The organism is Nostoc sp. DedQUE02, from assembly GCF_034531035.1.
In the GTDB taxonomy this organism is placed as follows: Bacteria; Cyanobacteriota; Cyanobacteriia; order Cyanobacteriales; family Nostocaceae; genus Nostoc.
The window spans coordinates 1-12,143 of record NZ_JAVRBY020000114.1; the positions used below are offsets into that span (position 1 = coordinate 1).

General features: G+C 42.3%; 8 protein-coding genes. 6 read left to right on the forward strand and 2 right to left on the reverse strand.

Annotated features, from left to right (window positions below; all coding sequences use genetic code 11):
* Positions 1 to 740 precede the first annotated feature (740 nt).
* Positions 741 to 1,403 (forward strand): class I SAM-dependent methyltransferase, encoded by a 663-nt coding sequence (locus tag RMX98_RS35360; RefSeq protein ID WP_322679700.1) that lies wholly within the window; start codon positions 741 to 743, stop codon positions 1,401 to 1,403.
* 456 nt (positions 1,404 to 1,859) lie between these two features.
* On the opposite strand, the gene aroA is transcribed toward RMX98_RS35360, so the two are convergent.
* A complete protein-coding gene (aroA, locus tag RMX98_RS35365; RefSeq protein WP_322679699.1) occupies positions 1,860 to 3,140 on the reverse strand; it encodes a 3-phosphoshikimate 1-carboxyvinyltransferase in 1,281 nt (426 codons plus the stop codon).
* A gap of 429 nt (positions 3,141 to 3,569) precedes the next feature.
* On the opposite strand from aroA, the gene RMX98_RS35370 reads away from it, so the two are divergent.
* The 4 genes from RMX98_RS35370 (at position 3,570) to RMX98_RS35385 (ending at position 10,180) form a co-directional block, all read left to right on the forward strand.
* Positions 3,570 to 4,364, forward strand: coding sequence for a DUF928 domain-containing protein (locus RMX98_RS35370; protein WP_322679698.1), 795 nt, complete (start codon positions 3,570 to 3,572; stop codon positions 4,362 to 4,364).
* Between the two features lie 6 nt (positions 4,365 to 4,370).
* Positions 4,371 to 6,593, forward strand: a complete 2,223-nt coding sequence (locus tag RMX98_RS35375) for an adenylate/guanylate cyclase domain-containing protein (protein WP_322679697.1) — start codon at positions 4,371 to 4,373, stop codon at positions 6,591 to 6,593.
* 286 nt (positions 6,594 to 6,879) lie between these two features.
* Positions 6,880 to 7,185 (forward strand): hypothetical protein, encoded by a 306-nt coding sequence (locus tag RMX98_RS35380; RefSeq protein ID WP_322679696.1) that lies wholly within the window; start codon positions 6,880 to 6,882, stop codon positions 7,183 to 7,185.
* Positions 7,186 to 7,957: 772 nt separating this feature from the next.
* Positions 7,958 to 10,180 (forward strand): FdhF/YdeP family oxidoreductase, encoded by a 2,223-nt coding sequence (locus RMX98_RS35385; protein WP_322679695.1) that lies wholly within the window; start codon positions 7,958 to 7,960, stop codon positions 10,178 to 10,180.
* A gap of 306 nt (positions 10,181 to 10,486) precedes the next feature.
* On the opposite strand, the gene RMX98_RS35390 is transcribed toward RMX98_RS35385, so the two are convergent.
* The gene (locus tag RMX98_RS35390) at positions 10,487 to 10,936 is read right to left on the reverse strand and encodes an orange carotenoid protein N-terminal domain-containing protein (RefSeq protein ID WP_322679694.1); all 450 of its coding nucleotides are present in this window, start codon (positions 10,934 to 10,936) and stop codon (positions 10,487 to 10,489) included.
* Positions 10,937 to 11,238: 302 nt separating this feature from the next.
* On the opposite strand from RMX98_RS35390, the gene RMX98_RS35395 reads away from it, so the two are divergent.
* Entirely contained in the window at positions 11,239 to 11,907 is a 669-nt protein-coding gene (locus RMX98_RS35395) for a Uma2 family endonuclease (protein WP_322679693.1), read from the forward strand.
* Positions 11,908 to 12,143: the final 236 nt, after the last annotated feature.

The window sequence follows — 12,143 nt, forward strand, 5'->3', positions numbered from 1 at the left end:
ATGCAATGCCATTGTCAATCGATGCAATGCCATTGTTAGTCGATGCAATGCCATTGTTAGTCGATGCAATGCCATTGTCAATCGATGGCAATGCCATTACAATTTAAGAAACTTGTGTGTACACCGTAGCTTAGCTTTGGAAGAAGACCGCGCTGCTTTACCACTTCGTCTCTACGTTATTCCGTAATATTATGTCCGCTTGATTACTTATTAAATCCGGAGAACCCCACCCCCAACCCCTCCCCGCGTGCAGGGCTACGGTGTACACACATCTTTCTAGAAAACCAAAATTGTCGTAGATCTCCCTAAATCCCCCTTTTTAAGGGGGACTTTGAGAGTTCTTTGCCCCCCTTAAAAAGGGGGGTTGGGGGGATCAAAAGCTTATGGGGTAACTCTTAAAGACTTGTGTGTACACGGTAGGCGTGCAGGGAGGGGAGACAATGCACAGCTTTGGCGGGGTGGGGTTCTTTTATTATGGGTGAATGGCACGCTTGTTAAGCTGAATGGTAGGCAGCGTAAGGATGCTCTAGGGGCAGGGGTGCAGAGGAGAATTTCTAAATATCCGAACGCAATACCTAAAACTTATTGTTTCTCCTTTGCTCCTCTGCACAAGAGCTGCCTCAACGATTTTCCCTTTACAAGCGTGTCATTCTATTATGGGTAATTTGACGGACATGATATAACTCGTGCGTAAGTCCTAAATTAGTGTATGGGGTTTAGGCAAAAGAGGAACGCACGGTATGACAACCCAAACACTAGGACTCGAACAAAACCTTTATGACTATTTACTGTCAGTTTCTCTGCGAGAACCGGAAATTTTGACTCAATTAAGACAAGAAACAGCCCAGTATCCAATAGGTAGAATGCAAATTGCTCCCGAACAGGGGCAGTTTTTAGCGTTGCTGGTGCAGTTGTTGATAGCTAAAAAAACTTTGGATATTGGGGTATTTACAGGTTATAGTTCCTTGGTGGTGGCATTGGCGTTACCGAGGGACGGTAAAGTGGTAGCCTGTGATATTAGCGAAGAATTTACTGCGATCGCTCGGCGTTATTGGCAACAAGCTGGAGTGGCAGATAAAATTCAACTGCACATTGCCCCAGCTTTGCAGACTTTAGATCGGCTACTGGCAGATGGAGAGACAGAAACCTTTGATTTTGCCTTCATCGATGCAGATAAGAGCAACTATGATGGCTATTATGAGCGATCGCTGCAATTAGTGCGATCGGGGGGATTAATTGCCATCGATAATGTCCTCTGGTCAGGCAAAGTTGCCGACCCCGAGCTGCAAGATAATAGAACTAAAAGAATTCGTGCCTTTAATCAAAAGCTGCATCAAGACCAGCGAGTTAATCTGAGTTTATTAGCGATCGCAGATGGCTTAACTTTGGCACTGAAAAAGTAAGTATTCCCGAATTCGGCTATAAAAAAGAAGGGAAAAGGTTAAAGGGAAAAGGGGAAAGGCATGGATTAGGTCGCCCACCAGGGGCAAGGTTTTTACCTTTCCCCCTTCCCCCTTCCCCCTTCCCCTTTCCCCTTCTTGATGAAATTGATCTTGCATGATTTTAAAACCTTTGTAGAGACGCGATTTATCGCGTCTTAAAAAACCAATTATCTTGTAGAACGGGTTGAACGCCGTAACCTATCACCGCGATTAAACATCAAAAAGAACAGTTAGGACGTTATACCAATTCAAAATTCAAAATTCAAAATTCAAAATTCAAAATTAAGAAAGTCAGAATTAGTAAGGCTTTCGGGGTTTGCATCTGTCTCATTATTTTAGTGAATTGGTATTACCTTACTCTCCGGTAACAATATAAGCAAACGGCATTCAACACCTGCGAGAATATCAATCAATCTCTTATTGTTCTATCATTTGGAAGAATCGGGTAAAGTAATCTGGAAAGGTCTTCGCTGTACAACCAGGATCTTTAATTACAATCCCTGGAACCTTCAAACCAGTGACAGCAAAAGCCATCGCCATTCGATGATCGTGATAGGTTTCAATTGCTGCCGGGGTAATGGGGCCAGGCTCAATTTTCAGCTTATCTGGAAATTCTTCAACCTTAACTCCTAGCCGACGCAACTCTGTGACAACAGCCTTAATCCGATCGGTTTCCTTATATCGAATATGTTCTACATTCCGAATGGTAATCGGTGAACTGGCAAAGGGCGCGATCGCTCCTAATGTTTGCACCAAATCCGATATATCATTCATATCAATGTCGATGCCTTGCAATTGCTTCGGCCCTGTCACTTCGGTGTAATCATCCGAATCTTTAATTTGACAACCCATCTGTTCTAATACATCTAGCCAGAGAATATCACCCTGACAGGATTGTTTAGTCAAATGTTTAACGCGCACCCGTCCACCCGTGACGGCGGCGGCGGCGAAAAAATAAGAGGCATTTGACGCATCGGGTTCTATTGTGTAATGTCGAGCTTGGTAACGTTGACCAGCTTTAATCTGAAATTGATTATCGCCGATTTGAATCACCTCCACGCCAAAATCTGCCATCAGACGACAAGTCATTTTGACATAAGATTGAGAAACTAATGTCCCCTCAACTTCAATGCTCGTATCTTGTTGAGCGTAAGGCGCAATCATCAGCAATGCCGAAAGTTGCTGACTTGTTTGGTTGGCTTTCAAGCGAAAATTTCCGCCAGCGAATCCCTGGCTATAGACGGTGTAGGGCATAAACCCGGAGTTTCCCTCAAAATTAACGGTTGCTCCACCCGTTTGCAGCACCGTTAGCATGTCACCCATTGGTCGTTCTCGCATCCGAGGAACGCCATCTAGCCGATATTCGCCGTTCCCCAGTGCCACCAGCGCCGAGATAAACCGTGCTGCTGTACCTGCCAAACCCACAAATAAATCCGCCTGTTTAGCTGGAATATCGCCTCCCCTTCCTGCAACCTGAATCTGAGCCAGATGAGGATTCAAAGTAATGGGAATGCCCAATTGCTCTACGCATTTGGCAAAATACTCGCTGTCTTCACTAAATAAGGCATTTTCTAAAATGGAGTCACCTTGTGCCAAAGCAGCAACAAGTAATGCCCGATTGGTAAGACTTTTAGAACCGGGAATTTCTACCGTGGCATCCACTGGCCGATTTAGAGCAGGAATTTCAATGGTATCCACTTTAAACCTCTACGTAGGCGGTTAGCTAGAACCTTTATATATTCCCATATCTTGAGTAAAAAGGGGCAGGGGGCAGCACTTCGGCTCATTTCGGCTACGCGGAAATCGAGCGAAGTCGAGATTCAATGACCAACGCTCAGTGACCGGGGGTAGGGGGCAGCACTTCGACTACGCGGAAATCGAGCGACTTGCACTGAGTTTCGACTACGCTCAACTCCCGCGCAGTCGAAGTGAGTCGAGATTCAACTATCGCGCAGTCGTTGTGAGTCGAGATTCAGTGACCGGGGGAGAATGATTTTCTTATTCCTTAACTTAGTAAGGCAATTCTCACAATTCCCAATACTTCGTAGTTGAGTGCAAAATATGACTTTGGTTTTGGGAATACTTGATTTATTCAGATGACTAATCTAGAACCTAGACATTATCAATATGAAATGGATGAAACCATCTCTATATTTTGTGGGCTTTTCCTTTCCTTTGTATTTGCTTTCTGCCTTAACAGCAGAGGTACAGGCTCAGTTGTCTCATCCCAATAAAACTTGGCAAATTAGTCAGACATTTAAGCCACCACAGAGAGGGAAACCTCCTGCAAGTGCTGGTGGTTCTACCCGTGGTAGCTCTTGCTTAACAGGTAAAAAACTAATAATTCCTTTAATACCTCCAGATAAATTAGGGTTGACATTTGCTCAACATCCAACATTTTTCTGGTATGTACCTCCATCTCAACTCAAAACAGCCAAGTTTCTGCTCCTGACTGAAGACCAGAACGTATTTTATGAAACATCTTTTACACTTCCAAATAAGCCGGGAATTATTAGCTTTAAACTTCCTGAAAGTGCGCCCGCGCTCACTGTAGGTAAAACTTATCATTGGTATCTAACAATTCTTTGTGATACTCAAGACTCTAGTGAAAATCCCACTGTAGAGGGTTGGGTGGAACGCACTCAACCAGGATTGCCCTTGTCGGAGACGTTAGCAAAGGCAAATTTGCATAAGTTACCCACCATCTATGCCGAAGCTGGAATTTGGCATGAAGCGCTGACTAGTTTGGTGCAGTTACGCCGGACTGAGCCGAATAATTTTAAAGTGAGGCTGGATTGGAACCAATTTTTCAAGTCAGTAGGTTTGAGTGCGATCGCTTCCGAACCACTAATCGATTGTTGCACATCTAAGAATTCAGCCCAGGCTAAACCCCCTGCCACCGCTAACAGCACTCAGCACTAAAATATTATGTGGGCAAAGCTGAAACCGCAAATCTGGCAATGGCGGGGTGTTTTACTTGCTGTTCCCAATATTACAGCCTTGGTAATTGCAATCCGCTTGACTGGATTACTGCAATTGTTGGAACTGGCAGCACTGGATCAATTTTTTCTCCTCCGTCCACGAGAGTCGGTTGATACCCGCATCGTCATAGTTGAGATTAATGAGGCAGATGTCCGCAAGCAGGGACAGTGGCCTATGTCTGATGCAAAACTTGCCAGTTTGTTAGAGAAAATCAAACAGCAAAAACCCAGAGCGATCGGTTTAGATATTTATCGTGATTTACCTGTCAATCCTGGTCATCAAGCTTTACTTAAGCTGTTCAAATCTACTCCCAATTTGATTGGAGTCCAAAAGGTCTCTGATACTGTTGATAGTTCGGCGGTTGATTCGTCTCCAGAACTGAAACAACTTCATCAAGTTGGGTCGAATGACATACCCATAGATGGAGATGGCAAAATTCGGCGAGCATTATTATACGTAAATTTAAATAATGACGAAATTCTCGAAAGCTTTGGCTTGAAACTAGCATTGTTATATTTGAAACCTGAAGGTATTACTGCCAAGCCATCAACAATTAACTCCAATTATTTGCAGTTAAATCGGGGGATTTTCCCAATTTTTGAAGCTAATGATGGAGGTTACGTCCGAGCAGATGCGGGAAGTTATCAAGTGCTGTTGAACTATCGAGGAGAGATACAGCAGTTTACGAAAGTTTCTCTCACCAAAGTGCAAGATAACCTGATTCCAGCAGATTTAATGCGAGACAAGGTGGTACTAATTGGTGCTACTGCTGAGAGTTTGAAGGATCTATTCTATACGCCTTACAGCAGTAATGTGTTGACTGACCCGGAACGGATGGCGGGTGTGACAATTCATGCTAATTTGATTAGTCAAATTTTAAGTTCGGCAATGGAAGGTCGGCCGCCAATCAAGTGTTTACCTGACCCGCTAGAATGGCTATTGATTTTGATCTGGTCAATTATTGGTGCTAGCTTGTGTTGGCTGCAACGCCACAGTAGTAACCAGAAAATCCTCATGGCTGTTAGTGTTTTGTTGGCAGGTGGGAGTTTAATTGGTGGTAGTTTTCTGGCGTTTTTGGCTGGTTGGTGGATTCCCGTTATCCCTTCATTGCTGGCATTTGCTGGTTCTGCGATCACACTCACTCAGTATATTGCTCAAAGTGCCACCGAGATGCGAAAAACCCTCGGTCGCTATCTAACTGATGAAATCGTCGCTAATATCCTCGAAACTCCTTCTGGGTTAAAGCTAGGGGGAGAACGGAGAAAGGTTACAGTTCTTGTATCTGATTTAAGAGGATTCTCAGCTATTTCTGAACAATTGCCTCCTGAAGAAGTAGTAAAGATTTTGAATCTTTATTTGGGAATAATGACAGATGTGATCAATCTGTATAAAGGCACGATTAATGAGTTTATGGGTGATGGGATTTTTGTGGTATTTGGTGCGCCAATTAATCGCCAAGATGATTCTCAACGAGCGATCGCTTGTGCGATTGCAATGCAATTGGCAATGCAGCAAGTGAATGAACAAAATCGACAAATGAATTTCCCAATTCTCGAAATGGGAATCGGTATTAATACAGGCGAAGCCGTAGCGGGAAATGTTGGTTCTCAAAAACGCGCTCAATATACTGTTGTCGGCAGCCATGTTAATTTAGCTGCTCGAATTGAATCTTATACAGTGGGAGGACAGATTTTAATTTCTGAAAATACTTGTAAGGATGCCAATATTGACCTCCGAATTGCTGGTCAGCTACAAATAGAACCTAAGGGAATTAAACATCCTGTGACAATTTATGAAATTCGTGGCATTGGCGATAAATATAATTTATTCTTGCCTGATGATGATGAAAAAATGATCGTTCTCAATCAAGAAGTACCTGTAGAATATACAATTTTGCAGGGAAAACATGCAGTGGGAACAGTATTTCTGGGAGTATTGATTAGCTTATCGGAAAAAGGGGCGCAGATGCGATCGCTACATTCTTTAGAACTCTTGAGTAATCTCAAACTCAAGTTATTGATTGAACCAAAACTGGGTATAGAAGAAGAACATATCTATGCCAAGGTGATCCAACAGTCTCATGTTGACGAGCATCTTTTTCTGCTTCGGTTTACAGCAGTTCCGCCAAAAGCGATCGCAATTTTCAATGCACTGCGTCAGCCTGAGTGAGATTAGGGAATCAATATTGAAATGGTAACAAAGGGAGGTGTATGTAAATAGGGTAAACCGAAAAAGTAGGTAGTCTAGCTTTTTTGAAAACAGTAACAATTGTTGCTGATACAAGCAGGCGATCGCGGTAAGATTTTGGACTTAAGCCTGATTCATCTCCAATAACTCCTTAATCATTCGTAATTCATAATTTGTAATTTATTATGCTACGGAGCAACTAACTTGAGTTATGGAGATAAAAATATGATTTCTTCTAAAACTGACATTCAATTACATCCAAGGACAAATGACCAACATAAACAAATTTCAAAAACTAGTAGAACTTGCAAATGAATATGGCATTATTTGCCAACCAACGCCCGAAGAATGCTTGATTGCATCTTTACCTGGAGAGGACAATTTCTTATTAGCTTTTACTTGGTCTGGTGCGATTGAAGGAGAGCCGCCAGAGCATGAATTAATAGCAATCAGTGTACAGGATCTAGTCAAAGAAGTTACGGTTGCAGCTTGGCAGATTCCTATTTATTTATTCGGAAATGTTTTAAGGCAAGCTCAGATGCTAGTCGCTGCCCACAAAGATTTTGTTAGCTAAGAGACAAGCCATAGCTAAAAACTATTATCCCTGTCACTGCTGGCAGGGATTTTTATTTGAACTACTGCGCCCAATGTAAAAGTTGCTGGTACGGATACCAGCTTGAAAAATTAGAAAATATTTCCTGTTAAAATAATAATAGACATAAGAGTAAAAATGACGTAATCACAATTCATGAATTGTGCCTATCAAGAATTTTGGGCAACGCATAACTAATTTCTGGAGATGTCTATTACAAACTGAGCATCATATATATAACTCGGCTCATCAGTTGTCACTATACTAAACGCTGTAAGTCAAAAAATTAAAGCTGTAGTAACTACAAATTGTTCTGTATTAACTATAGAAGAAGCTGTAGTTAGTAATGTTCATAGTTCGATAAGCTATGCTTAAGTCGTTGTGACAACGACTTAAGCTGTTGTTATATTTGCTAAAGCTGTAGTTACTAATGTTCCTATTTTGATAAGTAACGCTTAAGTTTTTGTTGCTACAGATGAAGTTTTACTTATAAAAGTTCAAGTAGTCGTTAAGAGACAAGAAACTAATCTTCTCATACCATTTTGCAATTATATGTAGTATTTCTCCCCCTGCCCCTCGGTCACTGAGCGTAGCCGAAGTGCTGCTTCCCCTGCTCAAGAACAGCCTGTCAAAACTAATATTTTTGAACGCAACTTGGTATCAGTCTTTATCTCTAGATTTTTAACCGCCTACTACTTAAACGCTACTTAAAACGCTAGCCTTAAATAATCCAGCAACTCACACACATTACATCATGTTACCTAAACCCAAAAAGCACTGGACACCCTCAAATTGGGCAAGTTGGAAGCCTTTTGGCATTGGCGAACAGTATCCCAACAACTATTGGGAGGTATTTCGGGCAATTTGGCTGTCTCGTGACAAACTACCCTATGCGTGGAATATCTTAGATAAAGGTGTCTGCGATGGTTGCGCTCTCGGAACAACCGGGATGAAGGATTGGACTTTAGATGGCATTCATCTCTGCAATGTTCGGTTGCGGCTGTTGCGAATGAATACTATGCCAGCTTTTGACCCTGTGTTATTGGCAGATGTTTCGCAGTTGCAAAAGCAAAAAAGTGTCCAATTGCGCGACTTGGGAAGACTCCCGTACCCGATGATTCGTCAACGAGGAGAAAAAGGCTTTCGTCGTGTGAGTTGGGATGAAGCTTTAGGGATAATTAGCGATCGCATCCGCACTACTACATCAGACCGCCTCAGTTTCTATGTTACCAGTCGCGGTACTGTCAACGAAACTTATTATGCTACCCAAAAAGCTGTACGGGCAATGGGAAGCAATAATATTGATAACGCTGCCCGCATTTGTCATTCTCCCAGTACGTCGGGGCTGAAAGCTGCTCTCGGTGCTGGGGCTACCACTTGTTCTTATAAAGACTGGATTGGTACTGATTTATTAGTCTTCATTGGCTCTAATGTTGCTAACAATCAGCCTGTTACCGTCAAATATCTCCATTACGCTAAAAAAGCTGGCACAAAGATTGTAGTCATTAACACTTATCGCGAACCAGGAATGGAGCGCTACTGGGTTCCCTCAATTGTAGAAAGTGCCGTTTTTGGTACAAAGTTTGCCGAAGACTTCTTCTTAATCAACATGGGCGGGGATATAGCATTTTTAAATGGCACTATTAAACATATAATTGCTAACAATTGGGTAGACGAGTCATTTATTAACTTATATACAGTTGGCTTTGCCCAACTCAAAGCATCGTTAGAAAATCAATCTTGGGAAGAATTAGAGCGGCTTTCTGGAACATCCCGCGAAGAAATGTACGCCTTTGCCCAAATGGTCAAAGAAGCTAATAAAGCCGTATTTGTTTGGAGTATGGGCATTACTCAGCATGAATGCGGCGAAGATAATGTGCGAAGTATCATTAACTTAGCTCTCACCAAAGGTTTTGTCGGTCGGGAAGGCTGCGGTTTAATGCCAATTCGCGGACATTCTGGCGTGCAAGGTGGTGCAGAAATGGGATGTTACGCGACAGTATTTCCCGGTGGTAAACCTATCACTCCAGAAAATGCCGCCCAATTGAGTCAGCATTGGGGCTTTGATGTGCCAGCAAGTAAAGGTTTGATTGCTCCAGAAATGATTAACGCCGCACATCAGGGGGAATTAGATGTGTTGTTTTCCGTGGGTGGGAATTTTTTAGAAGTGCTGCCAGAACCAGATTATGTGGAAGCGGCGCTGAAGCAAATACCCCTGCGGGTACATATAGATATTGTTCTCTCTAGCCAAATGTTGGTGGAACCTGCTGATACTGTAGTGCTGTTACCTGCGACAACTCGCTACGAAATACCAAGGGGAGTCACAGAAACTAACACCGAACGCCGCGTAATTTTCAGTCCAGAAATACCGGGGCCGCGCATTGGAGAAGCGCGTCCTGAGTGGGAAGTGTTTCTAGAATTGGCAAGGCGGGTAAAACCAGATTTGGCAGATAAGCTGGCTTTTGCTGACACAGCTGCTATCCGTCAAGAAATTGCTCAAGTCGTCCCCCAATATGCAGGTATTCAACATTTACAGCAAGCTGGCGATCAGTTTCAATATGGTGGTTCACATTTGTGCTTTGGTTGGAATTTCTCGACAGCCGATGGCAAAGCACACTTTGGCGTATTATTACCACGTCAAAGAGAATTACCGGAAGACTATTTTTTATTAGCAACCCGCCGAGGCAAACAATTTAATAGTATGGTGCAAGAACGCAAGGATGCAATTACTGGGGCGATGCGAGAGGCGGTGCTAATGAATGCTGCTGATGCAACAAAGTTGGGTTTAAAAGATCGCGATCGCGTCATTCTTAAGAATGATTTAGGCGAGTTATTATGTCAAGTCTATATTGCCCCAATTCAGTCAGGAAACTTGCAAGTACATTGGCCAGAAGGGAATGTGCTACTAGATAAAACTAAGCGATCGCTCGAAGGTGTACCTGATTATAATGCGATCGTGCGGTTGGAAAAAATCTAAATCAAGTCTCATGTTCCCAGTTTGGCGTTGCTGAATTAAAGTATGAATTTGGATGTAGAGACGTAGCACTGCTACGTCTCTACAAGGATTTTGGTATTATGCAAAACCCTACATCATACATGGAATCAGCAACGCCCCCAGTTTTAACAAAATTAACTTCCATTAAGACTACCGCAAAGATGAGCATTTCTGCGGTAGTTTTAAGTTCACAACTATTAAAATAAACCAAAAATAGCTAAGTCTAGCTTAATTTGCTACTTTGAGTTATTCCTAATTCTAGAAAGTTTGAGAGTTCTTAGACTTGAATTAACCAAAGTCTTGCACCACAGTCAGCATGAAATTAATCCGCTGCTCAAACTCTAGCTTTTTGATCAATGCGACAAATTCATCCGTTTCGCCAGGTAGTTGATAATCTGACGGAACTTGAATGATGGTTCCATCCTCCATGCCTTGTGCTAGCAGCAGCCAAACGTCTAATCTGGAATTGGCACTTAGAGCATTATAGGCTTGGCTGATCTCGTTGGCTGCACCATTAATAATGTCGCGTTGTGCTTGCAGTTGCTCTTCTTTAGACAAGTCTATGAATCTGTCAAACACTGCTTTAGCGGGAACTTCTATTCTTTCAGGAGGTGCAGGCTGTAACTGCTCTTTAAGATCCAAGTAACCGAACCAAAGTAGGGCTAGCTGAGTGTCTACATCAAACTTTTTAAAACTTTCTAAAGCCGGTTTTGTTGCTTCATCAGCTGTGTAAGTCATAAAAAACTCCAACTAAGTTAAGGATGTTCTGCTTTCAGTACTTCATACAACTTAACGAACAAATACAGATAGATAACCCTACTTAGGGTAGGTATAGGACTTATTACATAAGACAGATAGAGATAACTGAAATTGCTAGTTACAAAAATGCCTGCTTCAATGTATATGAAAGCTAAGTAACGTCTGTGACTCTAAGCGATCGCTTGAAGAGGTTTCTGATTATAATGCGATTGCACCTCTGGAAAAACAAACCTAGATTACAGTAAGTTTAAATCACCCATCTCACCCCAAAACTTGCAGCCATGTCCGCCGCCAAAGATTTTGAATTACCAAATGATGTAATATTTCCTCTAGGGGAGTTATATAGTGACGAACCACCTTTGGAAAGCGAATTACATCTACGCCAAATAATTTTGCTATTGCAATCTTTAGAATTGTGGTGGCGAAACCGCAATGACTTTTATGCTGCGGGTAATTTGACAATTTACTACAGCCAACGTCAGAAGAGATCAGAAGAATTCCGGGGGCCAGATTTTTTTGTAGTGCTGGGATGTCAACGCAAAGTTCGTAAAAGTTGGGTTGTTTGGGAAGAAGATGGGAAATATCCCAACATAATTGTAGAGCTTCTCTCGAATTCTACAGCCTCAACTGACAAGGGTTTGAAAAAACAAATTTTTCAAGATATCTTTCGCACACCAGAATATTTTTGGTTCGATCCCAATAATTTAGAATTTGCTGGCTTTATCTTGATTGGCGGTACTTACGAACCGATAGAACCTAATCCTCAAGGATGGCTGTGGAGTCAGCAATTAAATTTGTACTTAGGTGTTTATGAACATAAATTGCGCTATTTCACTGCGGAAGGGAATCTAGTTCCTACACCGGAAGAAGTCGCTGAACAAGAAAAACAACGTGCTGAACGCCTAGCAGCCAAATTGCGAGAACTGAACATTGACCCAGATACGATTTAAAGTATGTAGACTGGCTCTAAAAATCATGGAAGCTCAAGCAAAGGAAATCAGGAATTATTTAAATACATATAAGCATCTCAGTAGTTAGTCTCTGATGTATGGACAGTTACTCTGTCCGCTTAAGTATGTCTGTGTAAATATTTGTAGTCGGTAAAAGGCAGGAGGCAGGATAGCGTAGCGTAAAGCCTTCTCTGCGAGAGGCAACGCCTTCGGCATGGCTTCTCTACGAGACGCTG

Coding starts and splice junctions, on each gene's coding strand:
- RMX98_RS35360 (WP_322679700.1), top strand. CDS start 741: ATGACAACCCAAACACTAGGACTCGAACAAAACCTTTATGACTATTTA.
- RMX98_RS35380 (WP_322679696.1), top strand. CDS start 6,880: ATGACCAACATAAACAAATTTCAAAAACTAGTAGAACTTGCAAATGAA.
- RMX98_RS35385 (WP_322679695.1), top strand. CDS start 7,958: ATGTTACCTAAACCCAAAAAGCACTGGACACCCTCAAATTGGGCAAGT.
- RMX98_RS35375 (WP_322679697.1), top strand. CDS start 4,371: ATGTGGGCAAAGCTGAAACCGCAAATCTGGCAATGGCGGGGTGTTTTA.
- RMX98_RS35370 (WP_322679698.1), top strand. CDS start 3,570: ATGAAATGGATGAAACCATCTCTATATTTTGTGGGCTTTTCCTTTCCT.
- RMX98_RS35395 (WP_322679693.1), top strand. CDS start 11,239: ATGTCCGCCGCCAAAGATTTTGAATTACCAAATGATGTAATATTTCCT.
- RMX98_RS35390 (WP_322679694.1), bottom strand. CDS start 10,936: ATGACTTACACAGCTGATGAAGCAACAAAACCGGCTTTAGAAAGTTTT.